The organism is Microbacterium sp. NPDC057741, from assembly GCF_042798735.1.
Classification (GTDB): Bacteria; Actinomycetota; Actinomycetes; order Actinomycetales; family Microbacteriaceae; genus Microbacterium.
This window is the reverse complement of record NZ_JBHVJW010000006.1, coordinates 35646-61411: the sequence shown is the minus strand read 5'-3', so window position 1 is coordinate 61411 and position 25766 is coordinate 35646. Positions and strand designations below refer to the sequence as shown.

At 69.7% G+C, this 25766-nt stretch carries 27 protein-coding genes; 11 read left to right on the top strand and 16 right to left on the bottom strand.

Annotation, left to right across the window (positions count from 1 at the left end; all coding sequences use genetic code 11):
* Positions 1–12: 12 nt before the first annotated feature.
* On the bottom strand, positions 13–1569 hold the full coding sequence (locus ACFVDO_RS17005) for an HD domain-containing phosphohydrolase (RefSeq protein ID WP_378857834.1): 1557 nt from the start codon (positions 1567–1569) through the stop codon (positions 13–15).
* Between the two features lie 10 nt (positions 1570–1579).
* Positions 1580–2347: a hypothetical protein gene (locus ACFVDO_RS17000; protein ID WP_378857835.1), complete on the bottom strand. Its 768-nt coding sequence runs from the start codon at positions 2345–2347 to the stop codon at positions 1580–1582.
* Between the two features lie 86 nt (positions 2348–2433).
* Between ACFVDO_RS17000 and ACFVDO_RS16995 the strand changes: the two genes are divergently transcribed.
* The gene (locus ACFVDO_RS16995) at positions 2434–3273 is read left to right on the top strand and encodes an MOSC domain-containing protein (protein WP_378857836.1); all 840 of its coding nucleotides are present in this window, start codon (positions 2434–2436) and stop codon (positions 3271–3273) included.
* A gap of 9 nt (positions 3274–3282) precedes the next feature.
* Here the strand turns inward: ACFVDO_RS16995 and ACFVDO_RS16990 are convergent, their stop codons facing one another.
* A complete protein-coding gene (locus tag ACFVDO_RS16990) occupies positions 3283–3843 on the bottom strand; it encodes a hypothetical protein (protein ID WP_378857837.1) in 561 nt (186 codons plus the stop codon).
* 105 nt (positions 3844–3948) lie between these two features.
* On the opposite strand from ACFVDO_RS16990, the gene ACFVDO_RS16985 reads away from it, so the two are divergent.
* Positions 3949–4512: an RNA polymerase sigma factor gene (locus ACFVDO_RS16985; RefSeq protein WP_378857838.1), complete on the top strand. Its 564-nt coding sequence runs from the start codon at positions 3949–3951 to the stop codon at positions 4510–4512.
* Positions 4513–4524: 12 nt separating this feature from the next.
* Positions 4525–4983: a hypothetical protein gene (locus tag ACFVDO_RS16980; RefSeq protein ID WP_378857839.1), complete on the top strand. Its 459-nt coding sequence runs from the start codon at positions 4525–4527 to the stop codon at positions 4981–4983.
* A 10-nt stretch (positions 4984–4993) separates the two neighbouring features.
* On the opposite strand, the gene ACFVDO_RS16975 is transcribed toward ACFVDO_RS16980, so the two are convergent.
* From ACFVDO_RS16975 to purM, 3 genes are read right to left on the bottom strand one after another with little or no spacing between them, the layout of a single operon-like run.
* Positions 4994–6346 (bottom strand): CynX/NimT family MFS transporter, encoded by a 1353-nt coding sequence (locus ACFVDO_RS16975; protein ID WP_378857840.1) that lies wholly within the window; start codon positions 6344–6346, stop codon positions 4994–4996.
* The gene (gene purF / locus ACFVDO_RS16970) at positions 6343–7809 is read right to left on the bottom strand and encodes an amidophosphoribosyltransferase (protein ID WP_378857841.1); all 1467 of its coding nucleotides are present in this window, start codon (positions 7807–7809) and stop codon (positions 6343–6345) included. Before purF ends, ACFVDO_RS16975 begins: the two co-directional genes overlap by 4 nt.
* Before the next feature lie 6 nt (positions 7810–7815).
* Positions 7816–8931, bottom strand: coding sequence for a phosphoribosylformylglycinamidine cyclo-ligase (gene purM / locus ACFVDO_RS16965; protein ID WP_378857842.1), 1116 nt, complete (start codon positions 8929–8931; stop codon positions 7816–7818).
* Between the two features lie 210 nt (positions 8932–9141).
* Here purM and ACFVDO_RS16960 point away from each other — a divergent pair, with 210 nt between their 5' ends.
* A complete protein-coding gene (locus ACFVDO_RS16960; RefSeq protein ID WP_378857843.1) occupies positions 9142–9741 on the top strand; it encodes a zinc-binding alcohol dehydrogenase in 600 nt (199 codons plus the stop codon).
* Between the two features lie 33 nt (positions 9742–9774).
* Here the strand turns inward: ACFVDO_RS16960 and ACFVDO_RS16955 are convergent, their stop codons facing one another.
* Genes ACFVDO_RS16955 through ACFVDO_RS16945 form a run of 3 tightly spaced genes read right to left on the bottom strand, consistent with a single transcriptional unit; the run spans position 9775 to position 10966 of the window.
* Positions 9775–10092, bottom strand: a complete 318-nt coding sequence (locus tag ACFVDO_RS16955; protein ID WP_378857844.1) for a potassium transporter Trk — start codon at positions 10090–10092, stop codon at positions 9775–9777.
* Between the two features lie 37 nt (positions 10093–10129).
* Positions 10130–10576 carry a hypothetical protein gene (locus tag ACFVDO_RS16950; RefSeq protein WP_378857845.1) on the bottom strand — a complete coding sequence of 149 codons (447 nt, stop codon included), beginning with the start codon at positions 10574–10576 and terminating at the stop codon, positions 10130–10132.
* Positions 10577–10609: 33 nt separating this feature from the next.
* Positions 10610–10966 carry a sterol carrier family protein gene (locus ACFVDO_RS16945; protein ID WP_378857846.1) on the bottom strand — a complete coding sequence of 119 codons (357 nt, stop codon included), beginning with the start codon at positions 10964–10966 and terminating at the stop codon, positions 10610–10612.
* A gap of 313 nt (positions 10967–11279) precedes the next feature.
* Here ACFVDO_RS16945 and ACFVDO_RS16940 point away from each other — a divergent pair, with 313 nt between their 5' ends.
* Positions 11280–11957 (top strand): NUDIX hydrolase, encoded by a 678-nt coding sequence (locus tag ACFVDO_RS16940; protein WP_378857847.1) that lies wholly within the window; start codon positions 11280–11282, stop codon positions 11955–11957.
* A 192-nt stretch (positions 11958–12149) separates the two neighbouring features.
* Complete coding sequence (purD, locus tag ACFVDO_RS16935) at positions 12150–13427, top strand: phosphoribosylamine--glycine ligase (RefSeq protein ID WP_378857848.1); 1278 nt, start codon at positions 12150–12152, stop codon at positions 13425–13427.
* 289 nt (positions 13428–13716) lie between these two features.
* Here the strand turns inward: purD and ACFVDO_RS16930 are convergent, their stop codons facing one another.
* Genes ACFVDO_RS16930 through ACFVDO_RS16920 form a run of 3 tightly spaced genes read right to left on the bottom strand, consistent with a single transcriptional unit; the run spans position 13717 to position 14883 of the window.
* Positions 13717–14247, bottom strand: coding sequence for a GNAT family N-acetyltransferase (locus ACFVDO_RS16930; protein ID WP_378857849.1), 531 nt, complete (start codon positions 14245–14247; stop codon positions 13717–13719).
* A 26-nt stretch (positions 14248–14273) separates the two neighbouring features.
* Entirely contained in the window at positions 14274–14702 is a 429-nt protein-coding gene (locus ACFVDO_RS16925; protein ID WP_378857850.1) for a hypothetical protein, read from the bottom strand.
* A complete protein-coding gene (locus ACFVDO_RS16920; RefSeq protein WP_378857851.1) occupies positions 14689–14883 on the bottom strand; it encodes a helix-turn-helix transcriptional regulator in 195 nt (64 codons plus the stop codon). Before ACFVDO_RS16920 ends, ACFVDO_RS16925 begins: the two co-directional genes overlap by 14 nt.
* Positions 14884–14989: 106 nt before the next feature.
* Here ACFVDO_RS16920 and ACFVDO_RS16915 point away from each other — a divergent pair, with 106 nt between their 5' ends.
* On the top strand, positions 14990–15478 hold the full coding sequence (locus ACFVDO_RS16915) for a hypothetical protein (protein ID WP_378857852.1): 489 nt from the start codon (positions 14990–14992) through the stop codon (positions 15476–15478).
* A 145-nt stretch (positions 15479–15623) separates the two neighbouring features.
* Positions 15624–16655, top strand: coding sequence for a sugar phosphate isomerase/epimerase family protein (locus ACFVDO_RS16910; protein WP_378857853.1), 1032 nt, complete (start codon positions 15624–15626; stop codon positions 16653–16655).
* Between the two features lie 73 nt (positions 16656–16728).
* On the opposite strand, the gene ACFVDO_RS16905 is transcribed toward ACFVDO_RS16910, so the two are convergent.
* The 3 genes from ACFVDO_RS16905 to ACFVDO_RS16895 form a co-directional block, all read right to left on the bottom strand.
* Positions 16729–17907 carry an ROK family protein gene (locus ACFVDO_RS16905; protein ID WP_378857854.1) on the bottom strand — a complete coding sequence of 393 codons (1179 nt, stop codon included), beginning with the start codon at positions 17905–17907 and terminating at the stop codon, positions 16729–16731.
* A 73-nt stretch (positions 17908–17980) separates the two neighbouring features.
* The gene (locus ACFVDO_RS16900; protein WP_378857855.1) at positions 17981–19036 is read right to left on the bottom strand and encodes an ABC transporter permease; all 1056 of its coding nucleotides are present in this window, start codon (positions 19034–19036) and stop codon (positions 17981–17983) included.
* Positions 19033–20517, bottom strand: a complete 1485-nt coding sequence (locus tag ACFVDO_RS16895) for a sugar ABC transporter ATP-binding protein (RefSeq protein ID WP_378857895.1) — start codon at positions 20515–20517, stop codon at positions 19033–19035. Before ACFVDO_RS16895 ends, ACFVDO_RS16900 begins: the two co-directional genes overlap by 4 nt.
* Before the next feature lie 323 nt (positions 20518–20840).
* On the opposite strand from ACFVDO_RS16895, the gene ACFVDO_RS16890 reads away from it, so the two are divergent.
* From ACFVDO_RS16890 to ACFVDO_RS16880, 3 genes are read left to right on the top strand one after another with little or no spacing between them, the layout of a single operon-like run.
* Complete coding sequence (locus tag ACFVDO_RS16890; protein WP_378857856.1) at positions 20841–21887, top strand: substrate-binding domain-containing protein; 1047 nt, start codon at positions 20841–20843, stop codon at positions 21885–21887.
* Between the two features lie 51 nt (positions 21888–21938).
* Complete coding sequence (locus ACFVDO_RS16885; RefSeq protein WP_378857857.1) at positions 21939–23102, top strand: Gfo/Idh/MocA family protein; 1164 nt, start codon at positions 21939–21941, stop codon at positions 23100–23102.
* 38 nt (positions 23103–23140) lie between these two features.
* Positions 23141–24145 (top strand): sugar phosphate isomerase/epimerase family protein, encoded by a 1005-nt coding sequence (locus ACFVDO_RS16880; RefSeq protein WP_378857858.1) that lies wholly within the window; start codon positions 23141–23143, stop codon positions 24143–24145.
* Between the two features lie 60 nt (positions 24146–24205).
* Here ACFVDO_RS16880 and ACFVDO_RS16875 read toward each other — a convergent pair whose 3' ends face one another.
* On the bottom strand, positions 24206–25765 hold the full coding sequence (locus ACFVDO_RS16875; protein ID WP_378857859.1) for a DHA2 family efflux MFS transporter permease subunit: 1560 nt from the start codon (positions 25763–25765) through the stop codon (positions 24206–24208).
* Between the last annotated feature and the right edge of the window lies 1 nt (position 25766).

The window sequence follows — 25766 nt, the reverse complement described above, 5'->3', positions numbered from 1 at the left end:
CGTCGAGGACCCTCACACCGCCCTTCCCGGGGCGAACCCGTGGTCGATCGCGAACATTCCGGCACCCACGCGGTTGGTGACCCCGATCTTGGCGTAGGTGTGCTCGACGTGATTGCGCACGGTCTTCTCGCTGAGCGAGAGGGCCGCAGCGATCTGGCGGTTGCTCCTGCCCTGCGCGACGAGCGTGAGGATCTGCGCTTCGCGCGGGGTGAGCCCGGCGGGCGTCGCAGGGCGCGGACGCCGGATGCCGGCGCCTGCGGCCACGGCCGCGACCGCCTCGGCATCCAGCTCTCCCGCGACGACCCGCCGCGTGATCCGGGCCATGGCCTGCTCCGGGTCGAGCGCCGCCCGGTACGGACGCGGCTCGAGTCCGGACTGGTAGGCGACCGCCGCCGCGAGCAGTCTTTCCGATCGACCGAGCGCTGCCCCGTGTGCACCTGACGGGTACCCGCCACCGTCGAGGGCCTCGTGGTGCGTGCCGATCAGTGCGGCCTCGGCGGCCAGCCCCGGCACACGGGCGAGCACCCGGGTGCCGAGATAGGGATGCATGCGCACACGCTCCCATTCGGCGTCGTCGAGCGGCCCAGGCTTCGACCAGATGAGATTCGAGACGCCGAGCCGGCCGATGTCGTGCAGGTACCCGGCACGCCGCAGCACCGCGGAATCCTCCGCCGTGAGCCCCATCGCTCGGGCACCGGCGTCCACGACCTGTGCGACCCCGCGGGCGTGCCCGAGCATGAACGGGCACTTCAGGTCGACGAAGTCGCCGATCGCGGCGAGCGCGGCATCGAGCGCATCGCCGTGCAGCACCTCGTCGCGGTCCGGTGCGCAGTCGAGCGCGGCCGACCAGGCATCCGCTCCGTGCGGAAGGTCGAGCAGCGATCGGGCGTCGGCGAGCAGGACATCCGCCACCTGCGGATCGAACTGACCGCCGCGCCGGGCGCGCACCGTCTCGGCGACTCCCGCCGCTCCTCCGAGGCGAAGATGCACCTCGGCGACGTCGGCCAACTGCGCGATCCGCATCTCGATCGGGATCGCATCGCCCGAGAGACCGGCCGGCAACCCGCGCCCGTCATAGCGCTCGAAAGTCGTCGCGATGGCGCACTGCACCTCATCGGACAACCCGAGCCGCGCCGCGAGCAGTGACGCCGACAGGCAGTGCGAGTGCAGCATCCGGGACAGGTTGCCCCGGGCATCCGTCATCATCTCGGCCAGCGTGACGGCGCGGGTCACGGGCGGGAGGCCCTCGGCGACATGCGCCATCAGGAAGCGCAGGAACGGCAGCCCCGCCCAGTCCACCGTGTACGACGCGGCGCGCACGGCGATGTCGTCGCCGAACCAGCGGGCGTACTCCTGCGAGTCGGCGGTGCACCCGATCCACATCAGCAACGTCGAGTAGTACGCGCCGCCGCGGCGCGCGGCCGGCAGCCCGAGGCGGTCCGCGATGCGGCAGGACAGGATCGCGGCGCGCAGCATGTGCTCGGCGGGCTGGCCGAGACCGAGGTCGATCGCGACGGACAGCGCCGCGATCGTCTCGCCCCGTGTCGGAGCACCCCCATGCGCGCTCACGTCACCATTGTCAGCCGATCGGATGTCCGACACCAGAGCGCGCCGCCTCGGCATCGGCCACGTCGAGATGCCGGCCGGCGTCGAAGGTCTCGAAGCGCGCATCGCCGACGTAGAAGAGCCCGCGCTGCGGCATCCAGAAGTCGCCGAGGCGACTCTGCACGTCGAGCCCTCGCGGAGCGCCGAAGTCGGTGCCGTTCAGCACCGCGGTGCTGCCGTCGACTCGCCAGACCCGGGTGGGCACCACCTGGAAGCGCTGCCTGTTCGGGGCGACGCCGACCAGGCGCATCCGTCCGGCGCGCATCATCGAGCGTGCCATCGGCCCCATCACGCCCAGCAGCGCATCGCTGCGGCGCGCGGCATCCGGCAGCGCGGTTCCCAGCGCCGACATCATTCGCGTGGCAGGAGTCGGACGCAGCCGGATGTCCCAGTCCAGCATCCCCGGCATCTGCACCCGCAACCGCACCGCAGACGCCCAGCTCAGCACGATCTCCGGAACCCGCTCGTGCGTGGCGGCCGCGCTGAAGAAGCGCGGGCAGCTCAGGTCGGGCGGTGCGGTGGTGTACATGTGCCAGCTGCCTGCGGAATCACGGTGCCACACGGCCCGGTACGCCGGGCCGATCGTCGTCGCCGTCATCACCCGCAGCGCGAGATACTGCCCGGAGTCGAAAGCCAGCCCGAGCACGCCGTAGCCGGTGAATCTCTCCCCGTCCCCATCCGGAAGATGCGGGGCGCTCGTCACGCCTGCCGCTGCGGATGCCGGAGTCGTCTTCGTGTCCATGCCCCCACTGTCAGTCTGGCGGGGCGGCGCCGCATGGGGCATCCGCCTCGATTACTGGTGCGCGAGCGGATGAGAGGATGGGTCGCATGCCTCGCGTCGTCGCCCTGTACCGCCATCCCGTCAAGGGATTCACCCCTGAGCAGTGCGAGGAGTTGACCGTGCAGGCGGACGGCCGCATCGCCGGCGACCGCGTGCTTGCGTTCCGGTTCGCGGATGCCGCGACCCCGGAGCTCGACGACGCCGGCCTGCACTACTGGCCGAAGTCGAAGGGCCTCGCACTGGAGACGTTCCCCGCGCTGGCCGCACTTCGGCTGCGGTACGACCACGAAGCGCTGCGCGTGCAGGTCAGCCACGACGACGCCGTACTGGTCGACGCGAGCCTCGATGACGACGGCCGTGCCGAGCTGGTCGAGGCGCTGACCGAGTTCGTCCTGGCCTCGCCAGACGCCAAGCGGCTGGGCCGGCCTGGGCGACTGCCGCTCGCGCTGGTCGGCGACGGCGCGCAGTCCCGGTTCCAGGACCGCTCCCGCGGGTACGTCTCCGTGCACAGCACGGCCAGCGTCTCCGCGCTCGGCGACGCCCTCGAGATGGGCATCGACAGCCGCCGCTTCCGCTCGAACGTCGTGATCGACGGGGTGGAGGCCTGGGACGAGCTGCGCTGGAACGGCGAGGTGCGCATCGGCGATGTGACCCTGGCCACGCAGGGACCCATCGTGCGCTGCCTCGCCACCCACGCGAACCCCGACACCGGTGTGCGCGATGCGAAGGTGCTCACCACGCTCACCAAGCGCGTGGGCCAGGCCGAGCCGACGCTCGGCCGTCTGCTGCTGCTCCAGAGCGAGGCAGGCGTCGTCAGCGGCGACGTCGACGACCTCAGCGGCTTCGGCGGTGTGATCCGCGTCGGCGACGAGGTGACCGTCGGCTGAGCGCTCGGCTCACTGCCAGCGGATCGACGAGGCGCGGTTGCGCCACGAACCGAGGTCCGCCGCATTCGTGAAGTACCCGTAGGCGGCGCTGCCGTTGAAGTTCGTGGCGTCCCAGATCTTCGTCATGCAGCCGGAGAAGCTCTTGAACGAGTCGATGTCGTTGTTCCAGCCGATCAGCGACAGGTCACGATAGTTGTACGCGCCACCCGAGCTGCACGGGGTCGAGCCCGTCAGCGTCCGCGAACTGCCCCCGTAGTTCGGGTACGAGTAGAACGTGCCGATCACGTACGTCGCCGCGGGGCTCACCGCTGCACGGGACAGTGCCCCGTTCGGCTGGTAGGTGAGCACCTTCCCGGTCTCGTCGAGGACCGCCGCGCCGAGCTCACCCTCGGATGCCGCGCACACCAGGCTTCCGGTGTCGATGTTCTGCACGCAGTGCTGCTCCGGCTGGGCCGCGTCCGCGGCATCCGGTTCTGCGGTCTGCGCGCCCGCCATCGGCGCCGATGCGACCAGCATCACCGCCCCGAACACCGCCGCGACCGATGACCTGATTGCCGTCCTGCGCTTCATCGCACCCCTCCGAGTCTCATCACACGTCCTCTCAGATTGCCCCGTGCGGAGCGCTTCGACAAGCTCGGGAACCCATTTTCCCGATTTACAGGGAGAATAGAGGTGATGGAGGGCACACCCGAGAAATCCGCCCCCGCCGACCTCGCGACCGATCGCACCCTGGTGGCGGCGTTTCGTCGTGGCGACGCGGACGCCTTCCAGAGCCTGTTCCACCGGCATGTGCCGGCCGTGCACGCGCTGATCCGCTCGCAGCTGGCCGATGAGGACACTGTCGATGAGGTCCTGCAGGAGGTGTTCACCTTCGCGTGGGAACGGCTGGACGAGAACCGGATGCCGGGCGGTTCGGCCCTGCCGTGGATGCTGTCCATCGGTCAGGAGCAGATCGCGAACGCCGAGCGCGTCCGCTCCACGGCCCGCACTTCCACCCGCCCCTCGGCTCTCTCGCCATCTGCTCGTGCGCCCCTCACCGAGCTCGACCCTGTTGCAGAACTGGCCCTGACCGCTACGCTCGAAGCCGCGGTCGCTCGTCTCGACGCGATCGACCAGGAGATCGTCTGCCAGTGCCTCGTGCACGGGCTGACCTACAAGGAGGCCGTGCGAAGGGTGCGACCGACCGGAGGAATGATCCGAGAGTGGCTGCTTCGCCGACGAGGTGGGGCGACATTCTGAGGGGGGCGAGCGATGGCTGACGTCGATGAGTACTACGCGGCCCAGTTCGAAGAGATCCGCAGACGGATCTCGGCGCGAGATGCTGCGCAGCGCAGGCGGTCGCGCGTGATGACCCTCGCCGGCAGCACACTCGCGGCGGTGCTGCTCACCGGCGGCGCCCTGGCCGTCGTACAGGCCACCGACGCCGAGAAGAGCGGCTCGGTCTGCTATCAGGCCGCCGACACGTCATCGGCCTCGACGGAGGTGTCCGCCGCGCCGACGGACGGCGTCATCGGTGAACTGCCCGCGATGGCCGACCGGGTGACAGCGGCCGAGAACCAGTGCGCAGCGTCTTGGCAGATCGGCGCCGTCGGCGGCACCGCAGGCCGCGTGCCCGACCTGTTCACCTGCGTGCTCGCCGACGGACGCCTCGGGGTGTTCCCGGTCGACGGCAGGACCGACTGCCTGACGCTCAGCCTGGGCAAGCCCTGATCCGGGGCCGTCACCACTTGCCGTGACGGCGCGTCCAGGCATCCTCGATCGTCAGCGGACGCGCGATCACGATGCCCGCCGGCACGGCGGCCACGAGCAGCACCACCATCATCAGCAGCGGCACCTGCCATCCGCCCGTCGCGCCGTGCAGCACGCCGAACAGGATCGGGAAGATCGCGGCGAATCCGTAGCCCAGGCTCTGCACGAAACCGCTCAGCGCCACGGCGCTCTCGTGCGTGCGGGCGCGGATGCTGAGCAGCGCGAGACTCATCGGGAACATGATGCCGGTCAGCCCGTAGAGCACGACCCACCCGTACAGGAACGCCTGCGGGGCGAGCACCAGGCCGAGCAGGCCGATCGACCCGGTCACCACCGAGGTGATCAGCAGCACCGGTGTCGCCCACGCATACCGCACCGTCAGGCCGGGAACCACCAGCGAGCAGGGCAGCGCCACCACCGAGAAGACTCCGAGCAGGAAGCCCGCCTCGGCTGCGGAGACACCGCCGACATCGGCGATCACCTGGGGCAGCCAGCCGAACGAGACGTACGCCATCGACGCCGAGACGCCGAAGACGAAGGTCATCGCCCAGGCCAGCGGCAATCGCGGCAGGCGGCTCAGGATGCGGGAGTCGGCGGGAGCGACGACGACCGGACCGGTGACGGACTCGAACTCGCGCTCGGACTGGCGCGTTTCGTCTCTGCGTTTCGACTCGCCTTCGGCTCCCTCAACGACCACCTCCGTCGCTCGCGGGGCGGCCGGGGAGTGGACGACCCTGGAAGAGCGCAGCATCAGCACGATCCACGGGATCATCGCCGCCACAGCGAACACGGCCCACTCGGCGAGCGAGACGCGCCAGCCCGCGGCATCCGCCACCGGCACCGCGATCAGCGGCGGAAGGAACGTCGACGCGGCCATCGCGACCGAGTACACGGTCATCATCAGGCCGAGCCGGTCGGGGAAGTACTTCTTCACCAGTGGCGGCAGCAGGATGTTGCCGGTGCCGACGCCGGCGAACACCAGAGCCGTCGCGGCGATCAGCGTGACCGAGTCCACTGCGAAGCCGCGCGCCACCAGGCCGAGGGTGATCAGGGCCGCGGCGATGACGGTCATCCGCTCGAGGCCGAGCCTGCGCTCCAGCCACGGCGTCGCCAGCCCGAACACGGCGTAGCAGACCGGGGGCGCAGCTCCGATGAGCCCGAGCACCACCGGCGGCACCGGGAAGTCCGCCGCGATCAGTCCGACGACCGGCGAGAGCGAGGCGACCGCAGAGCGCAGCGAGAACGCCAGCAGGATGATGCCGAGCACCGCGAGCGCGCGCCCCCGCCAGAGAGGGCGCACCGCCGTGGATGCGCCGGAGGTCACGAAGTCTGCGACCTCTCCACCCAGTCCAGGTACTCCTCCGTGACGGTGCCGGTGACGTAGCGGCCGTCGAAGCAGCTCATGTCGAGGTCGACCAGGTCGGTGCCCTCGGTGATCGCCGCCTTGAGGTCGTCGACCTCCTGGAAGACGATGTGGTCGCAGCCGAGCTCCTCGGCGATCTCGGGGATCGTGCGGCCGTGCGCGACGAGCTCATGCTTCGACGGCATGTTGATGCCGTAGACGTGCGGGTAGCGCACGGGAGGCGCGGCCGAGGCGAACGTCACCGACAGCGCGCCGGCGTCCCGCGCCATCTGGATGATCTGCTTGCTGGTGGTGCCGCGCACGATCGAGTCGTCGATGAGCAGCACGTTCTTGCCCTTGAACTCGGTCGACATGGCGTTCAGCTTCTGCCGCACGCTCTTCTTGCGCACCGCCTGACCGGGCATGATGAACGTGCGCCCCACGTAGCGGTTCTTGTAGAAGCCCTCGCGGTACTCGATGCCCAGCTTGCGGGCGACCTCCATCGCGGCCGGGCGCGAGGAGTCCGGGATCGGCATGACCACGTCGATCTTCTCGCGCGGCACGTGCTTGGCGATCGTGTCGGCCAGCTTCTCCCCCATGCGCAGCCGCGACTCGTACACCGAGACGCCGTTCATCACGGAGTCGGGGCGGGCCAGGTACACGTACTCGAACGCGCACGGTGCGAGCTGCGGATTCTCGGCGCACTGCTTCGAGAACAGCTCGCCGTCGTTGCTGATGAACACGGCCTCGCCGGGGGCGACCTCGCGGACGATCTCGTAGTCGGCGTTCTCGAGCACCAGCGACTCGCTGGTGACGACCCACTCGTCGGCGTCGCCGGGGTCGGCCGTGGTGCGGCGGCCCAGGATCAGCGGACGGATGCCGAACGGGTCGCGGAACGCGAGCAGGCCGTACCCGGCGATGATCGCGATCACCGCGTAGGCGCCCTCGATGCGCTTGTGCGTGTTCGCCACGGCCTCGAAGATGCGCTCCGGGTCGAGGTCCACCGGCGACGTCGAGGTCTGCAGCTCGTGCGCCAGCACGTTCAGCAGCAGCTCGGTGTCGCTCGACGAGTTCAGGTGACGGCGGTCGCGCTGCTCCATCTCGACGGTCAACTCACGCGTGTTGGTGAGGTTGCCGTTGTGGATGAGCACGATGCCGTAAGGCGCATTCACGTAGAACGGCTGCGCCTCTTCCTCGCTGGATGCGGTGCCCTTCGTGGCGTAGCGCACGTGGCCGAGGCCGACGCTGCCGAGCAGCGAGCGCATGTCGCGGGTGCGGAACGCCTCGCGCACCATCGCCTGCGCCTTCGCCATGTGCATGACGCCTGTCGACTCCGCCGTGGCGATGCCCGTGGCGTCCTGCCCGCGGTGCTGCAGCAGCAGGAGTGCGTCGTAGATGTCCTGGTTGACCGGGCCGTTGCCGACCATTCCGACGATGCCGCACATGGGGTGTTACTTCGCTCCGTCCGCGTACGCGCCCACCAGGCGCACCGCTCCGCCGTCGACGCCCTTGGCGCCCTGTTCGAATCCTTCGCCGGTGACGGCGCCGATGTGCACCGTGCCGGCACGCCAGGCTGCGATGCCCTGCGCCTCGATGGCCGCGATCGCGGCATCCGCCTGCGCGCCGTCGACGATCGCGAGGAACCCGATGCCCAGGTTCCAGGTGCCCTCGGTCTGCTCCAGCTGGGTGCCGGCGATGTCGGCCAGCACGCGGAACACCGGGTCGGGCGACCAGGTCGCGCGGTCGACCTCGGCCCAGCTGCCCTGCGGCAGCACGCGGGCGAGGTTGGCGGCGATGCCGCCGCCGGTGACATGGCTGAGGGAGTGCACCGCACCGGGAAGCCGGTCGATGAGCTTCAGCAGCGGCAGCGTGTACAGGCGGGTCGGCTCGAGGAGCGCCTCGCCCCAGGTGGCGCCGAGGTCTTCGGCACGATCGCCGTAGCCGATGCCGGCGCCGGTGAGGATGTGACGGACCAGCGAGAAGCCGTTGGAGTGCAGGCCGCTCGAGGCCAGCGCGATGACGGCGTCACCGTCGCGCACCAGTTCGGCGCCGAGCACGGCGTCCTTCTCGACGACGCCGGTCGCGGCGCCCGCGACGTCGTAGTCGTCCGGCCCGAGCAGTCCGGGGTGCTCGGCGGTCTCGCCGCCGACCAGCGCGGTGCCGGTCGCCGTGCAGGCATCCGCGATGCCGCGCACGATGTCGGCGATGCGGTTCGGGACGACCTTGCCGCACGCGATGTAGTCGGTCATGAACAGCGGCTTCGCGCCGACCACGACGATGTCATCCACGACCATGCCGACCAGGTCCTGCCCGATCGTGTCGTGCTTGTCGATCGCCTGCGCGATCGCCACCTTCGTGCCGACGCCGTCGGTCGAGGTCGCGAGCAGCGGATGCCGGTAGTCGCGCAATGCGCTCGCGTCGAAGAGCCCCGCGAATCCGCCGACACCTCCGAGCACTTCCGGCCCGTGCGTCGCGCGCACGGAGGACTTCATGAGTTCGACGGCCAGATCGCCGGCAGCGGTGTCGACGCCTGCTGCTGCGTAGGGATTGGTGGTGGAGTCTGCCACCAGGACAGCCTACCGGCTCGCCGTCTGTGGAAGTTCCGGGCATCCCCCGGCACGAAGGCCTGAGAGCGTCGGGCCGTGCTCCGCCCGCGAGACTTCTGCGTCCGGGTGACACGTCCCGTCTGGGCACCGGTCTCATGCGGAAGAAGAAGTCTCGGATCGGAAGGCACGAACTCTTGCCCCCTCGGGAAGGCGACCTCCTACGATGGGGCCATGAGCGAGAAGCCGCAGTGGCTGATCCGCGAGGACGCGGGCACACCGGTGCTGATCGCGCTCGCGCTGCGGCAGCTGCTGGGCGTGCGCGAACCCGAGGAGATGCCGACGCTGCGCGGTCTCGAGGTGCGCGCACCGGATGCCGCGGATGCCAGTGACGCCGTCGAAGAGCAGTGGCGCTCGTACTGGGACATGACCGTCGAGCCGCGCGCGCACCGGAGCGACGTTCCCCTCGAACTCATCGACGGCTTCGACACGATGGTCGCCCTGCCGGCGACGGGTGCGGACGAGCTGCGCGCGGCGATCGCGCCGCACGCCGCGCACGCCCTGCACTTCGCGACCGATGCGCACAAGCGCTACGTGGCGACCGTGAACTCCTCGGGCGACTCCTACCGTGCCTACGCGAGTGCGATCGCCGAGTTCGAGCGCGAGATCGGCAGGCGCGCGCACTCGTTCGAGCTGAACGTGCAGGTGCTGCCGCTCTCGCAGCGCGGCATCTGGTGGATCGGCGCGCTGACGGTGGCGGTCACAGACGGACTGCGGCGCGACGTCGTCGCATTCGACTCGGCGATCAGGCCGGTGATAGGCGAATTGGCTTAGCGCTCAGGCCTCGGGCGCTCAGGCCTCGGGTGCTCAGGCCTCGGGCGTGATGACGCGCTCGTGCTGCACCTGCACGACACGGGCGTGCTTGCGGGCGCTGCGGTCGAGGATGAGCGCCACGACTCCGCCGATCGCGACGCCGATCGGCACGGTCCACAGCAGCATGAAGCCGAACACCTGACCCGCGGGGTACGCGACCCCGGCGGCCTCTGAGGGCTCGTAGCTGCCGACCGCGGTGAGGATCAGGGCGGCGATGATGCCGAGCACCACGCCGGCGCCCATGAACACGCCGTAACGCGGCACGGGACGGATCCTCGCCTCGACGGTCTCACGGGATGCATTGCGTGCCATGCATCCATTGTCCCACGGTCCGGATATGCGCTCGCCGTCAGCGCAAGACGACCGACCAGGCGCCGTAGCCGTGGGTGCTGGAGGCATTCGCGCTGATCGAATCGAGATCGCTCGTCGGGATGCTCTTCTCCAGGCGATGCGGGCTCTCGTCGCAGCGCAGGTTCTCGATCCCGGTGCTGCCGCCCTGATCGCCGGACAGCACTGAGACCGTGACGCTCATCTCGTCGTCGCCGAAGCAGGAGAACTCGATGGAAGTGACGTCGGTCGGGCTCTCGAAAGCGAGCGTCACGCCCTCTTCATCGGAGGCGGGCGCGCTCCCGGCCGAGCTCGCCATCATTCCGACATTGGCTCCGGCATCGTCGCTCTGCTGCTGCATCCACTCCTGCACTTCGGCGTCGTCCGGAGGCGGCGGCGCGAAGGCCGCGCATCCCGCCAGAGCGCAGGCGCCCGCCGCGATCATCAACCCCGCCAGCATCCTCCGCATGCCCCCGACCATAGCGGTGGAGGTCGACGTCGACTACGGACGCAGCGGAAGGAGCGCCTCGATGTCGGCGCGGGTGCCGGATGCCGAGACGCGGCCCGCGGCCACGGCGTCGGCCCACTGCTCGGATCCGGTGGCCAGGGCGATCCAGGTGGTGGCATCCATCTCGACGACGTTCGGAGGGGTGCCGCGCGTGTGTCGCGGCCCTTGCACGACCTGCACGGCGCCGAACGGAGGCACGCGCACCTCGACGCTGTTGCCCGGCGCCTTCTCGTCGAGCAGCTGCAGCAGATAGCGCACGGCCATCGCGATCTGCGGGCGGGCGGCGTCGCCGCTCGAGACTGCCGCGAGCGCGGCGCGGCCGTCAGCGGTGTCGATCCTGCGGGTGGCCATGGGCTTCAGCGTACGCGGGGGCGCGACGATCGGCCCAGGTTGCAGTTGGCCCCGGAATCCGGTCATCAGAGCGTGACGAACTGCGACCCGAGCGGGAATACGACGGCGCAGAGCCCGGGGCGGTGGCCGGGCCATTCCGGTGGCAGTTCGTCCCGGGGTCCGGCCAGCAGAGCGTGACGAACTGCGACCCGAGCCGGAACGACACCGTCAGAGCGTGACGAACTGCGACCCGAGCGGGCACCGCACCGGCCCGACGCGGCGGAGGCGCGGGGCGCACGGAGCCGGGAGCACCCCACGGGCATAGGCTCGACGGGTGACTTCGCAGAAGACGGTTACCGGGGCCCGCGCCGAGCTGATCGCCGCCGCCGCGCACGGCGCCGACTGGGCGGCGAGGTACCCGCGGGGGGCGCAGCCCGCGCATCCGGCATCCGTCCTCATGCTGTTCGGGCGGCTGGACAGCATCCCGGCCACCTCGGACGAGACCACGGTCGCGGCCGACCTCGATGTGCTGCTGCAGCGGCGCGCAGCGACGCTGTCGTCGCACCCGGGGCAGGTGTCGTTCCCTGGCGGCCGGCGCGAAGCGTCGGATGCCGACGTGACGGCGACCGCGCTGCGCGAGGCGCAGGAGGAGACCGGACTCGATCCCGACGGCGTCGAGGTGCTGGCGACGCTGCCCGAGATCCCGCTCGATGCGAGCAACCACCTCGTGACTCCGGTGCTCGCCTGGTGGCGGTCGCCGTCGCGCGTCGCCGCTGTCGACCATCACGAGACGGTCGAGGTGTTCCGGGTCCCCGTGGCGCAGCTGCTCGACCCCGCGACCCGGTTCACCTCGGTGCTCAGCCGCGCCGGTATGACGTTCCGCGGCCCGGCGTTCGACGTCGACGGCACGATCGTGTGGGGCTTCACTGCCATGGTTCTCGACGGCCTGTTCGACGCCGCCGGCTGGACCATCCCCTGGGATGCCGCGGACGAGCGCCCGATCGACCTCTGACCCCCACCCACTCAGGGATGGGTTTCGGCGGCCCCAAGCGCGTACACCACCGAAAAGCATCCCTGACCTCCCGCATCGGGAACCGCCCATCCGCTCAGGGATGGGTTTCGGCGGTCCAGAGCCCGTGCACCGCCGAAAAGCATCCCTGACGCACGACGGGTTGTGCGCAGACCCCGCCGGTAGGCTGACGGCATGAAGATCCTCGTCCTCGGCTCCGGCGCGCGTGAGCACGCGATCATCCTCTCCCTGCGCTCCGAGGACACGTCCCACGACATCTACGCGGCGCCCGGCAACGCCGGCATCGCACAGGACGCGACGCTCGTCGATCTGGACATGCTGTCCGGCTCGGCGGTCGAGCAGTTCGCGAACGAGAACGGCATCGACCTGGTCGTCGTCGGCCCCGAGGCCCCGCTGGTCGCCGGCGTCGCCGACGTGCTGCGCGAGCGCGGCATCCCGGTGTTCGGCCCCGGCAGGGCGGCCGCGCAGATGGAGGGCTCGAAGGCGTTCGCGAAGCGGATCATGGATGCCGCGGGTGTGCCGACCGGCCGCGCGGTGCGCGCCGCGACGGTCGCAGAGGTCGAGCAGGCCTTCGACGACCTCGGCACCCCGTACGTGGTCAAGGCCGACGGCCTGGCCGCCGGCAAGGGCGTCATCGTCACCGGCGACCGCGCCGAGGCGCTCGCGCACGCCGAGCACTACCTGCCGCACGGCCCGGTGCTGATCGAGGAGTTCCTCTCCGGCGAAGAGGTGTCGCTGTTCTTCCTCAGCGACGGCGACACCGTGCGGGCGCTCAGCCCCGCGCAGGACTTCAAGCGCGCCTACGACGGCGATGCCGGCCCGAACACCGGTGGCATGGGTGCTTACTCGCCCCTCCCCTGGCTGGACGAGCGCTTCGGCGGCGAGGAGGCATTCGTCGCCCAGGTGACCGACGAGGTCGCGCTGCCCGTCATCCGCCAGCTCGACGCCGAGGGCACCCCGTTCATCGGGCTGCTCTACGCCGGCCTCATCCTCACCGACACCGGCGTGAAGGTCATCGAGTTCAACGCGCGCTTCGGCGACCCCGAGACCCAGGTCGTGCTGCCGCGCCTGCGCACGCCGCTGTCGCGGCTGCTGCTGGCCGCAGCATCCGGCACCCTCGAGGACGAGCCGCAGCCCGCGTTCTCGGACGAGGTCGCGATCACGGTCGTGCTCGCGAGCGAAGGCTACCCGGAGGCGCCGCAGACCGGTCGCCTTCTGGAGGGACTCGCGGAGGCCGCAGCCGTCGAGGGCGTCCGGCTCGTGCACGCCGCGACGGCAGGACCGGATGCTCCGGGCGGAGCCCTCGTGGCATCCGGCGGCCGTGTGCTGAACGTCGTCGCCACCGCATCCGACTTCGGCACGGCCCGCGCGCGCGCCTATGACGCGCTCGGCCGCATCACGCTCGACGGCGGACATTTCCGCCACGACATCGCCGCCCGCGTCGCCGAGTAGGCCCGGTGAGCAGTCCGGCGACGGAGATGTCCTCATCCGGCTGAGGCCGATGAATCCCGTCATCGGCACCGTTCAGACGCCAGTCGGCGCGCAGCGCAGCATCCGCCGCCGCGAGTCGGCAACCAGCTGAGCGGCACGATGACTGGCCGCCCACCCCGCGTGCCTGAACACCGTGGGCATCTCCACCTCCGCCGTTCAGGCCGGGCAGATCGGGGCGACACGACTGCGCGTGAAGTCCGGCGTTGAGGCGTACTCGACGCTCCGTCGGCACTGGGGGTGGCGAATCCGGCTACAGCGCGACCCAGTACCGCCGCAGCAGGGGATGGCCGTTCTCGCTCGCGTCGATGACGTCCTGCAGCACGCCGCCGGCGCCCTCGATCGTGCGGAACGAACCGGGGTTGTCGTCGTCGCAGGTGATCATGACGCGGTCGTACCCGTCCGCACGCGCCCTGTCGAGCACCATCGCGAGCGCCGTCTTCACGATGCCCTCGCGGCGACGCGACGGACGCACGGAGTATCCGATGTGCCCGCCGACGCGGCGCAGGAAGTCGTTCAGCTCACGACGGAAGGCGATGAAGCCGACGACCTCGTCGCCGTCGGTGATCCAGTAGTAGTCGCAGGGCACGTGGCCGTCGGGCAGCTGGGCGCCCCGACGCCCGTAGAGCTCCGCCATCCCGACGAACGACTCGGCCGCCGCTCGATCGGGCGTGATGTCGTCGCTGAGTCCGGCACCGTCGATGTGCACGCCGCCGAACTCGGTGACGGCCTCCGCCCAGGAATCGGCGAGATCGAGCGAGGGTGACGAGAGAGCGATTGCCATCCCCCATCTCACCATGCCGGACGTGCTCAGCCGCGACGGACGAAGAACCAGTTCGCGAAGAACCAGCAGGCGGCGAGCGCGAGGAACATGCCGATCGCCATGAAGCGCGCGGTCTGACCGACATCGGTGAGCGCGACGACGGCGAGCTGCACGACGCTCAGCACGAGCGCCACGGCACCGACCACGGCGAGGCCCTTGACCCCGGCAGCACGGTCGCGTTCGTCGGCCCACTCCAGCGCGTTCACGCGCTCCAGGTCGCCAGAACTGCCCCGGCGAGCGGCGACGGCACCGATCCCGCCGATGACTCCGCCGGCGAGCAGCGAGGTGCCGACGACGGTCGCGCCGAGCGCGTAGGAGAGTACCGACCCGATGAGGCACAGTGCGACGAGAGCGGTGTTCACCGGCGACATCGGCCAGCGGCGCCGAGGCGTCTCGTCCGGTTCATCCGTCGACATCGAACATCTCCTCCACGGTGGAGCCGAAGTGGCGCGCCAGGTGCACGGCCAGCGTCAGCGAGGGGTCGTAACGACCGGTCTCGATCGCGTTGATCGTCTGCCGCGAGACCCCGACCGCGACCGCGAGCGCCTGCTGCGAGAGTCCGCGCTCGGTTCTGAGCTCTTTGACCCTGCTGCGCACGTCTCAACCGTAGGGCAGCACGCCCGAAATGTAAAGCCAACTTGACACACCTCCGGAATGTAAAGCATGCTTTCCATGTCAAACACACTTTACACCGGAGGTAACCATGCACGACGCACTCGTCGACTTCACCCAGTCCCTTCCCATCTGGCTGCAGTGGCTGGGCGTGATGGCCGCCGCTGCCATCCCCTTCGTCGAGTCCCACTTCGGCACATTGATCGGCGTGGTCGCCGGCCTGCCCGTGCCGGTCGCCATGCTGGCCGCGATCGCCGGCAACGCGATCTCGATGCTCGCCTTCGTGTTCGCCGCATCCGCCGCACGCCGCAAGGTGCTCGCTCGACGCGGCTCAGCCGTCGCCGACACCGAGGAGCCTTCCGCCCGCAAGCAGAAGGTGAAGAGGATGCTGGAGCGCTTCGGCGTCCCCGGCGTCAGCCTGCTCGGCCCCATGATCGTGCCGAACCAGTTCACCTCCAGCATCCTGGTCTCGCTCGGCGCGAACCGCACCAGGGTGATCGTCTGGACTCTGGTCTCGATCGTGCTGTGGTCGGCGGTCTTCGCTCTGATCGCTCAGGCCGGTGTCATGCTGCTGAACTGACCCTTTGATCTGTGATCAAACAATACTAACCGGCCATTCAACAACTTTTGCTTGACGTTAAGCAGAAGATCTCTAAGCTGAGGATCGGGCCCGACGATGCCGTCGGACCTCGGCGCGAGCCGTCCTCCTCTGAAGGGACACGCAGATGCACCACGATCACGCCCACCCGACCATCTCGGCGAAGCCGATGAGCCGCCGCACCATGCTCCAGGCACTGGCCGCGTCATCGGTCGCCGTCAGCCTCGGAGGCGCAGCCTTCGGCGCCTCCGCAGCCGGCGCGGCATCCGTTCCGAATGCTGCGGCAGGCAACGGACCCCGCCTGGTGCCGAAGAACCGCATCGGCATCCAGCTGTACACGGTGCGCGACAAGGTCTCCTCCCTCGGCTTCCGCGCCGTGTTCGAAGAGCTCGCCGACGCCGGCTTCACCGAGGTCGAGTTCGCCGGGTACACGCAGGGGAACGTCGGGGCCATCACGATCGCCGACCTGCGCCGGCTCCTGGACGACAACGGACTGCGCGCCACCGGATCGCACGTCACCCTCACCCCCGCCAACCTCGGCCAACAGCTCGAGATCGCCCACCAGCTCGGCATGAAACACCTCGGCCAGGGCGGCCCGATCGCCGGCGGCTTCAGCGACGCGACCACGGTCTCGGCGTGGACGTCGGCCGCGCAGACCTGGAACGAGATGGGCTCAACGGCCTCGGCCGAAGGCATCCGGCTCTACATCCACAACCACTACGGCGAGTTCGGCTTCACCAGCGATGATCCGAAACGCCGCGTCTACGACCTGCTCTGGGATGAGTTCGACGGCGACCACGTCGCGTTCGAGATGGACGTGTACTGGGCGCATGTCGGCCAGCACCTGTTCCCCGGCTTCACCCCGATCGACTACGTGCTCCGCGACCCCGACCGCTTTCCGCTGCTGCATCTGAAGGACGGCAAGCTGAACCCCGACAACCCGATGGGCTACGACATCATCGAGTTCGGCGCGGGTGACATCGACTACGCGAGATTCCTCTCTCCGCTGCGCAACCGCGGGCAGCGCTGGGGGATGTACGAGCAGGACAACGCCGCCACCACTGCCGTGCCGCCGAACCCGCTGAACTCGCTCGGCAACGCCGAGCGCAGTTTCGCGGCGATCGAGGGTCTTCGCGGGGGCGACAGAAGCGGTCGCTGAGATCAGAAGCGGAGAAGCGGATGTCCCGTGACGGGGCATCCGCTTCCTGCGCACCGGCCGTTCTGCCGGCGACTCAGCCGTTCAGCGCGAAGCTCTGCGGCAGGATGGCGGGCGAGAGAGCATGCTCCACGGCCAGCATGCTGGCGCCGATCACCGCCGCCCGCCCTGCCGTCGCCGCGGGAGCGATGCTCAGATGCTCGGTCGCCAGCGGCGTGGACCGCGTGTAGACGACCTCGCGGACCCCGGCGATCAGATGCTCGCCCACCCGCGACATCGCGCCCCCGATGGAGATCACCGACGGATTCAGCAGGCTCACCGAAGCGGTGAGCACCTCGCCGATGTCACGCCCGGCCTGACGCACCGCCTGGATCGCCTCGAGATTGCCGGCCTTCACCAGCTCGACGACATCGGCGCCGGTACGAGCCTCGACGCCGAGCGCCATGAGAGCGCGGGCGATCGCGGGGCCGGAGGCCAGCGCCTCCAGGCATCCGCGATTTCCGCACTGGCAGGGAACGTCCGAGCCGCGGGCGACGCGCACGTGGCCGATGTCCCCGGCGATGCCCTGCGCTCCGCGCAGCAGACGCCCGCCCGAGATGACGCCGGCGCCGATCCCGGTCGCGACCTTCACGAAGATCAGGTGGTCGACGCCGGGCCACGCGACGGCCCGCTCTCCCAGCGCCGAGATGTTCACGTCGTTGTCGACCAGCACCGGCACCTGCAGGTGCTGCTGCACCCACCCCGGTACGTCGAACCTGTCCCAGCCGGGCATGATCGGCGGGTTCGTCGGGCGCCCTGCAGGGTACTCCACCGGCCCTGGCACGCCCATGCCGACTGCGGCGATACGGTCGAGGCCGAGCCCGGCCTCGGCGATCAGCGCCGTCCCGGTCTCGGCGACCCAGGTCAGCACCTCCTCAGGCCCCCGCGCGACCTCGATCTGACCTGTGCGCTCGGAGAGGATGCTGCCGGTGAGATCCGACACCGCCACGGTGGTGTGCGAGGCGCCGATGTCGACGGCGAGCACCACCTTCGCCGCGGGATTGAGCGCGAACTGCGACGGCGGGCGCCCTCCGGTCGAGGTGGCGTCGGCGACCGCGGTGATGAGACCCGCCTGCATGAGCTCGTCCACACGCGCGGCGACCGTCGACCTGGCGAGACCTGTGGCCTTGGCGAGCTGGGCGCGGGTGCGCGGCACACCGTCACGCAGCAGTTGGAACAGCTCGCCGACGCCGACCGGACTCACACTGGCTCCCATGGGTCTCCCTGCTTCTGTCGATCGGCATCCGCCCCGCAGCGCGTCCGGCGCCGTGGCATCCCGATGCCGAATTCTACGCGGCCGCCTTTCGTGCGACGCGCTTCTGCGCGAACCGCTGCTGCAGCAGCACCGCGACCACGATGATCGCTCCCTTGGCCACCGCCTGCACCGACGAACTCAGATTGTTCTGCACGAACACGTTGGTCAGCGTCGCGAAGATCAGCACACCCAGCACCGTGCCGGTGATCGTGCCGCGCCCGCCGACCAGCAGCGTCCCGCCGACGACGACCGCGGCGATCACGTCGAGTTCGAGCAGCGTGCCGTGGGTCGAGGTGCCCGCGGTGGTGCGGCCCATGATCATCACCGCACCGATGCCGACGGTGAGCCCCGCGAACGCGTACAGCCAGAGGGTGTGCCAGCGCACCTTGACGCCCGCGAGCCGAGCGGCCTCGGGGTTGCCGCCGATCGCCACCGTGCGGCGACCGAACGTGGTGCGGTTGAGCATCAGCCACCCGACGACGGCGACGACGAGGAAGATCCAGATCAGCACGTCGACGCCGAGGAAGTCGGCGTTCAGAGCACGCACGAAACCCCGGTCCGAGATCACCAGGGTGCGCTTGTTCGCGAGGATCTCGGCGAGCCCGCGGGCGCTCACCAGCATCGCGAGGGTCGCCATGAACGCGACGACCTTGCCGTAGGCGATCACCACGCCGTTGATGATCCCGGCAGCCAGCCCCACCAGCACGGCGACCAGCACGGTGAGCATCCAGTGGCTGCCCTTGGCCGCCATCTGCACCGCCGCGAGGGATGCCACGACCGATGCCAGAGCCATCACCGCGCCGACGGAGAGATCGATGCCGCCGGCGATGATCACGAAGGTGGCCCCGATGCTGACGACGCCGACGATCGACGCCTGCCGCAGGATCACGAGCGCGTTCGGGAACGTCGCGAAGTTGTCGGACGTGACGGCGCCGACGATGATCAGCAGGACGAGCGCCAGCACCAGGCCGAGGTTGCGCCCGGCGGCACCGGACATCAGCCGGCTCAGCACCGACCCGCTCCCGCGCACCGGCGGCGCGGTGCCGGAATCGGATGCGGGTGAGGGTCCGGAGACAGTGGGAGAGCTCACGCGGAGACTCCTTTCATGACGGTCTCGAGCACACCGTGCTCGTCGATCTGGGAAGCCGGGAGGGCGTCGAGGACTCGGCCGTCGCCGATCACGAGCACCTGGTCGGCGAGGCCGAGCACCTCCTCGATCTCGCTGGAGACGACGACGATCGCTACGCCCTCTGCGGCAAGGCGCCGGATCAGCGCGTAGATCTCGGAGCGCGCGCCGACGTCGACGCCACGGGTCGGTTCGTCCAGGAGCAGCACCCGGCTGCCGTGCACCAGCCACCGCGCGAGCAGGATCTTCTGCTGGTTGCCGCCGGAGAGCGTTGCCGCGGGGCGCTCGGGGTCGTCCGGGCGCAGCTCCAGGGCGGAGATCTGCTCCTCCGCGACCGCGATCTCGCGTTTCTCGTCGAGCCAGGATCCCCGCGCGAACCGCGCGAACGACGACAGCGTGATGTTCTTGAAGATCGGCTCGCCGAGCACCAGCCCCTGCGACTTGCGCTCCTCCGGGCTGAGGCCGACACCCGCCGCCACCGCTGCGGGCACCGACCCGCGCGGGATCCTCCGGCCGGCGACGGTCACCGTCCCTGCAGTGGCACGGCGCGCACCGTAGACGGTCTCCAGGATCTCGCTGCGTCCCGACCCGACCAGCCCCGCCAGCCCCACGATCTCGCCGGCGCGCACGGAGAAGGAGACGTCGTCGAAGACGCCGTCGAGGCCGAGACCGTCGACCTCGAGCAGCACAGGGGCATCCGGCGCGATCGGCTGCGCGGGCGGGAAGACGTGCTCGACCGTGCGGCCGGTCATGTGCCGGATCAGGTCGGTGGTCGCGGTGTCGGCTGCGGGCAGATCGTTCGCGACGGTCGCTCCGTCTTTCAGCACCGTGATCCGGTCTCCGATCTCCCGGATCTCCTCGAGGCGGTGCGTGATGTAGATCACGGCGATCTGCTGCGCGGTGAGCTCCTTGATCACGGCGAACAGGTTGCGCACCTCCTCGGAGTCCAGCACGGCCGACGGCTCGTCCATGATGATCAGCCGGGTGTCGTGCGAGAGCGCCCTGGCCATGCTGACGATCTGCTTCTCGGCCGCGCTGAGCGAGCCGACCTCGGCATGCGGTGACAGCCCGCCGTGCCCGAGCCGCTGCAGGATGCCGCGCGTCGCACGGGTCAGTTCGCGGCGCCGGGTGAGGCCGAACCTGTCGAGCTCGTGCCCGAGGAAGACGTTCTCGGCGACCGTCAGTCCGTCGACGACGTCGAGCTCCTGGTACATCGTCGAGATGCCCAGCGAGATCGCGCTCTGCGGGTCGCCGATCTCGACTGCCTCGCCCCGCCAGCGGATCTCGCCGCCGTCCGGGACGTGCACCCCCGCGAGCGTCTTGATCAGCGTCGACTTGCCCGCGCCGTTCTGGCCGAGCAGGCAGTGCACCTCGCCCGCGCGCACATCGAGATCGACGCCGCGCAGCGCATGCACGCCGACGAAGCTCTTCTCCACACCGCGCATCTCCAGTAATGCCGGTGACTGGTCATCTTTGATCACGAGAGGAACATAACATGCCAGTTCCGGTTCATCCAGTGTCTTCCGGCTGACTCTGACAACAAGCGCGACCGCCACGCCAACGACGCCTCCACGCCTGATTTCCGGGCAGCCGCGCATTTGGTCTCACTTTTGCTGATATTCATGCAAAAGCCGTGCGCTGCAGATCGAGTTCTGTTATCGTCGGCCGTGCCAGCGCTCCTGCACAGTCCCCGTCCTGATCGCCGCGGAACCGCATCGCACTGGAACTCAACGCACTTCACTGCATCGCATTTCAAGGAGGAAAGACCATGCACAGCATGCGCACCCGCGGACTTCGCCCGCTGATGGCGGCGGCCGCGGCCGTGTTCGCCGTGACCCTTCTGGCCGGCTGCACGTCCGACGGCGGAGACGCCGACAACGACCGCAAGGGCACCACCAGCGACCAGAACGCCGCCAGCGGCGACAAGGTCGTGATCGGCTGGAGCGGCCCCGAGGCCGACCACGGCTGGCTCGGCGCCATCAACTCCGGTGCGGTCTCCGCTGCCGAGGGCTTCGACGATGTCGACCTGCGGCAGGCCGAGGGCACCAACGACGTCAACGCGCAGATCGCCGCCGTCGAGCAGTTCATCAACGAGAAGGTCGACGCGATCGTGCTGCTGCCCACCGACGGCGCCTCTCTCACAGAGGTTGCCAAGAAGGCGATGGATGCCGGCATCCCGGTCATCAACGTCGACCGTGAGTTCTCGAACACGGCCGCCTCGCGCGTCACCATCCTCGGTGACAACTACGGCATGGGGGCCAGTGCGGGCAGCTACATCTGCGAGCAGCTGGACGGCAAGAAGGATGCGGTGGTCGCCGAGATCGCCGGCATCGACTCGCTGCCGCTCACGCAGGACCGGTCGCAGGGCTTCAAGGACGCTCTCGCCGACTGCGGCCTCGACGTGGGTGCCCGCGTAGCCGCGGACTTCACCGTCGCCGGCGGCGAGAGCGCCGCCTCGCAGCTGCTGGCTGCGAACCCCAAGATCGACGCGATCTGGAACCACGACGACGACCAGGGTGTGGGCGTCATGGCCGCCATCGACTCCGCAGGGCGTGACGAGTTCTTCCTCGTCGGCGGCGCCGGCAGCGTCAACATGATGGACAGGATCAAGGCCGACGACAGCGTCATCAAGGCGACGGTCATCTACCCCTCGACGCAGGCCGCCGACGGCATCGCGCTGGCGCGCCTGGTCGCCCAGGAGAAGACCATGAGCGACCTGATCACGCCCAGCGTGCCGTTCCGGATCGTGCTGGACGCACCGGTCGTGACCAAGGACAACGTCGACCAGTTCATCGATCTCGCCTTCGAGTCCTGACCGTCGCAGGTGGGGGCGGCAGCGCCCCCACCTCACCCCGGGGAGGGGCACATGACTACTGACCTGCGCGTGGCGATGATCGGCCACGGATTCATGGGGGCCGCCCACTCGGTCGGCTGGCGTCAGGCGCCTGCGGCCTTCGACCTGCCGATGCGACCGCGGATGGCCGTGCTGGTCGGCCGCGATCGGGACAGGACGACCGCCGCGGCCACACAGTGGGGCTGGACCGAGGTGGCGGACGACTGGCGACGGGTGATCGAGCGCGACGACATCGACGTGATCGACATCGTCACCCCTGGTGACTCGCACGCGGAGATCGCCGTCGCGGCACTGGATGCCGGCAAGCACGTGCTGTGCGAGAAGCCGCTCGCCAACACGGTCGATGAGGCGGAGCGGATGGCGGATGCCGCCGCCCGAGCCCGCGCCGGGGGTGCCCTGGCCATGGTGGGATTCACCTACCGTCGAGTGCCCGCCACCACCCTGATGCGCGACCTGGTGGCCGAGGGGCGGATCGGCACCGTGCGACAGGTGCGCGCCACCTATCGGCAGGACTGGCTCAGCGACCCGGAGTCGCCGATGACCTGGCGACTGGAGAGAGAACGTGCCGGTTCCGGCGCTCTCGGCGATATCGGCGCGCACGCCATCGACCTGACCCAGTACGTCACCGGCCTGCCTGTCGAGCGGGTCGCGGGCACCACGGAAACCCTCGTCGCGGAGCGCCCGCTGCTCGGAGCGCAGGTGGGCCTCGGCGGCACCGCGGGCGCCGGACGAGGCACGGTGACGGTCGACGACGTCGCGATGTTCACCGGACGACTGCGGGGCGGCGCACTGGCCGCCTTCGAGGCGACCCGCTTCGCCACCGGACGCAAGAACGCGCTCGAGATCGAGATCTCCGGCGATCGCGGCGCCCTGTCCTGGAACCTCGAGGACCTCAACGCGCTGCGCTTCTTCGACGCCACCGCCGATCCGCGCACCGCAGGTTTCACCCGCATCCTGGTCACCGAGCCCGAGCATCCGTATCTGTCGGGCTGGTGGCCCGCCGGGCACATGCTCGGCTACGAGCACGGGTTCTCGCACCAGGTCAGGGACCTGGTCGAGGCCGTCGCGGCCGGCACCGACCCGCATCCCACATTCGCCGACGGACTCCAGGTGCAGCGCGTGCTCGCGGCCGTCGAGCGCAGCTCGGCGGCGAGCGCCATGTGGACCGACGTGTAACGTTCCCGGCATCCGGGACCTGAGAGAGGACGACGAAGATGTCTCGACCGATCACCCTGTTCACCGGGCAGTGGGCCGATCTGCCCTTCGAGGAGGTGTGCCGGCTCGCCGGCGAGTGGGGCTACGACGGGCTGGAGATCGCCTGCTGGGGCGACCACCTGGATCCCTGGCGATGGGACGACGACGCGTATGTGCAGAGCAGGCGCGACATCCTCGAGCGCAACGGACTGCAGGTGTGGACCATCTCGAATCACCTCAAGGGTCAGGCCGTGTGCGACGACCCGATCGACGAGCGCCACCACGGCATGCTCTCGGACCGGGTGTGGGGCGACGGCGACCCCGAGGGCGTGCGGCAGCGCGCGGCGGAGGAGATGAAGCACACCGCGCGGATGGCGGCGAAGCTGGGGGTGAGCACGGTCACCGGGTTCACCGGCTCGTCGATCTGGAAGTACGTCGCGATGTTCCCGCCCGCCACCGACGAGATGGTCGAGGCCGGCTACCGGGACTTCGCCGACCGCTGGAACCCGATCCTCGACGTGTTCGACGAGGTGGGGGTGCGCTTCGCGCATGAGGTGCATCCGTCGGAGATCGCCTACGACTACTGGACGACCGTGCGCGCGCTGGAGGCGATCGGGCACCGCGAGGCGTTCGGACTGAACTGGGACCCGTCGCACATGGTGTGGCAGGACATCGACCCGGTGGGCTTCCTGTGGGACTTCAAGGACCGGATCTACCACGTGCACTGCAAAGACACGAAGAAGCGGCTCGGCAACGGCCGCAACGGCCGCCTCTCGTCGCACCTGCCGTGGGCCGATCCGCGCCGCGGCTGGGACTTCATCTCCACCGGCCATGGCGACGTGCCGTGGGAGGACGCGATGCGCATGATGAACGCGATCGGCTACGAGGGCCCGCTGTCGGTGGAGTGGGAGGACGCGGGCATGGACCGGCTGGTCGGCGCCCCAGAGGCGCTCGCCTTCGTGCGGAAGCTGTCGTCGTACCGCCCGTCGGATGCGGCATTCGACGCGGCGTTCTCCACGCGCTGACGAGGGCCGGAGGGGACGACGAAGGCCGCCGGGCTTCCCGGCGGCCTTCGTCGCGTGCGCTCAGCGCAGCTCGTCCTCCGGCTTCGGCGTGTACTTGCCGAGGAACAGGGATGCCACCAGGGCGATCACCATGATCGAGGCGGGCAGCAGCATGGTCTGCGCCATGCCGGTGGAGAAGCCCGTGGCGACGAAGTCGGGCAGCTGCCCGCCCCCGCCGATCCCGGCCGGCGCCTTGTCGAGGCCGGGCAGGTTCGCCTCGAGGCGGGCCTGCATGAACGCGGCGATCGCCGACGAGCCGACCACCGAGCCGATCGTGCGGGTGGTGTTGTAGATGCCCGCACCGGCGCCGGCCTGGCGCGGAGGAAGGCGACGGGTCGCGGTGGTGGCCAACGGCCCCCACATGCCGGCGTTGCCGATTCCCATCAGCGCCGAGGGCAGCAGGAACATCCAGATCGGGGTGTCCATGTTCATCATCGACGCGTTCCAGAGCAGGCCGCCGGCGACGCAGAGCAGACCGGGGATCAGGATGAACCGCGGGTCGACCCGGTCGAGCAGCGACCCCGCGAACGGGGCGAGCACACCCGAGATGACGGCCATCGGCACCATCAGCAGGGCGGCCTCGGTAGGTGTCAGCCCCCGGGCAAGCTGCAGGAAGAACATGAACGGCAGCGACATGCCGGTCACGGTGAACCCGACGGCTGCGATCGCGACGTTGGAGGCCGAGAAGTTGCGGTCGTTGAACAGGCCCAGCGGCACCAGCGGCTCGCTCTTGGTCCTCCACTGCTGCAGCACGAAGACGATCAGCAGCACGACACCGGCGGCGATCAGACCCCACACGGTGATCGGGCCCCAGATCGGACCCCAGTCGAACTTCTCGCCCTCCTGCAGGCCGAACACGATGAGGAACAGCGCGGCGGCGCTGAGCACGACACCGATGTAGTCGAAGCGGTGCGGGTGCGTCTTCAGGCGGGGCACCAGGATGACGGCGAGCACGAAGCCGATGATGCCGACCGGCACGTTGATGAAGAAGATCCACTCCCAGCCGAGGCCGTCCACGAGGAAGCCACCGAGCAGCGGGCCGACCAGGGTGGCGACGCCCGCGGTCGCGCCCCACAGGCCCATCGCCGCACCGCGGCGCTCGGGCGGGAAGGTGCGGGTGATCACGGCCATCGTCTGCGGCGTCATGAACGCCGCGCCGAGACCCTGCACCGCACGGAACGCGATCAGCATCTCGAGGTCGGTGGACAGGCCGCAGGCCAGCGACGACAGCGTGAAGATCACCAGACCGATGAGGTAGATGTTCTTCGGGCCGAACCGGTCGCCGAGGCGGCCGGTGATCAGCAGCGGCACCGCATACGCGAGCAGGTAGGCGCTGGTGACCCACACGACGTTGTCGAGGTTGTTCGTGCTCGGGTCGAGGGCGGCCTTGATGGCGGGGTTCGCCACCGAGACGATCGTCGTGTCGACCAGGATCATGAAGAACCCGATGACCAGCGCCCAGAGGGCCGGCCAGGGGCTGCGCGGCTTGTGACCGACGGCGTAGGTGCCGGTCGTCGGCGTGCCCGCCTTCGGCGCGCCGGAAGGGGCGGATGCCGCGGCATCCGCCCCTGGCGGAGTCATG

Coding starts and splice junctions, on each gene's coding strand:
- ACFVDO_RS16885 (WP_378857857.1), top strand. CDS start 21,939: ATGACTACTGACCTGCGCGTGGCGATGATCGGCCACGGATTCATGGGG.
- ACFVDO_RS16955 (WP_378857844.1), bottom strand. CDS start 10,092: ATGGCACGCAATGCATCCCGTGAGACCGTCGAGGCGAGGATCCGTCCC.
- ACFVDO_RS16995 (WP_378857836.1), top strand. CDS start 2,434: ATGCCTCGCGTCGTCGCCCTGTACCGCCATCCCGTCAAGGGATTCACC.
- ACFVDO_RS17000 (WP_378857835.1), bottom strand. CDS start 2,347: ATGGACACGAAGACGACTCCGGCATCCGCAGCGGCAGGCGTGACGAGC.
- ACFVDO_RS16895 (WP_378857895.1), bottom strand. CDS start 20,517: ATGCGCGGTGTGGAGAAGAGCTTCGTCGGCGTGCATGCGCTGCGCGGC.
- ACFVDO_RS16990 (WP_378857837.1), bottom strand. CDS start 3,843: ATGAAGCGCAGGACGGCAATCAGGTCATCGGTCGCGGCGGTGTTCGGG.
- ACFVDO_RS16915 (WP_378857852.1), top strand. CDS start 14,990: ATGCACGACGCACTCGTCGACTTCACCCAGTCCCTTCCCATCTGGCTG.
- ACFVDO_RS16985 (WP_378857838.1), top strand. CDS start 3,949: ATGGAGGGCACACCCGAGAAATCCGCCCCCGCCGACCTCGCGACCGAT.
- ACFVDO_RS16875 (WP_378857859.1), bottom strand. CDS start 25,765: ATGACTCCGCCAGGGGCGGATGCCGCGGCATCCGCCCCTTCCGGCGCG.
- ACFVDO_RS16980 (WP_378857839.1), top strand. CDS start 4,525: ATGGCTGACGTCGATGAGTACTACGCGGCCCAGTTCGAAGAGATCCGC.
- ACFVDO_RS16925 (WP_378857850.1), bottom strand. CDS start 14,702: ATGTCGACGGATGAACCGGACGAGACGCCTCGGCGCCGCTGGCCGATG.
- ACFVDO_RS16945 (WP_378857846.1), bottom strand. CDS start 10,966: ATGGCCACCCGCAGGATCGACACCGCTGACGGCCGCGCCGCGCTCGCG.
- ACFVDO_RS16880 (WP_378857858.1), top strand. CDS start 23,141: ATGTCTCGACCGATCACCCTGTTCACCGGGCAGTGGGCCGATCTGCCC.
- purF (WP_378857841.1), bottom strand. CDS start 7,809: ATGTGCGGCATCGTCGGAATGGTCGGCAACGGCCCGGTCAACCAGGAC.
- ACFVDO_RS16905 (WP_378857854.1), bottom strand. CDS start 17,907: ATGGGAGCCAGTGTGAGTCCGGTCGGCGTCGGCGAGCTGTTCCAACTG.
- ACFVDO_RS16910 (WP_378857853.1), top strand. CDS start 15,624: ATGCACCACGATCACGCCCACCCGACCATCTCGGCGAAGCCGATGAGC.
- purD (WP_378857848.1), top strand. CDS start 12,150: ATGAAGATCCTCGTCCTCGGCTCCGGCGCGCGTGAGCACGCGATCATC.
- ACFVDO_RS16930 (WP_378857849.1), bottom strand. CDS start 14,247: ATGGCAATCGCTCTCTCGTCACCCTCGCTCGATCTCGCCGATTCCTGG.
- ACFVDO_RS16890 (WP_378857856.1), top strand. CDS start 20,841: ATGCACAGCATGCGCACCCGCGGACTTCGCCCGCTGATGGCGGCGGCC.
- ACFVDO_RS16950 (WP_378857845.1), bottom strand. CDS start 10,576: ATGCGGAGGATGCTGGCGGGGTTGATGATCGCGGCGGGCGCCTGCGCT.
- ACFVDO_RS16960 (WP_378857843.1), top strand. CDS start 9,142: ATGAGCGAGAAGCCGCAGTGGCTGATCCGCGAGGACGCGGGCACACCG.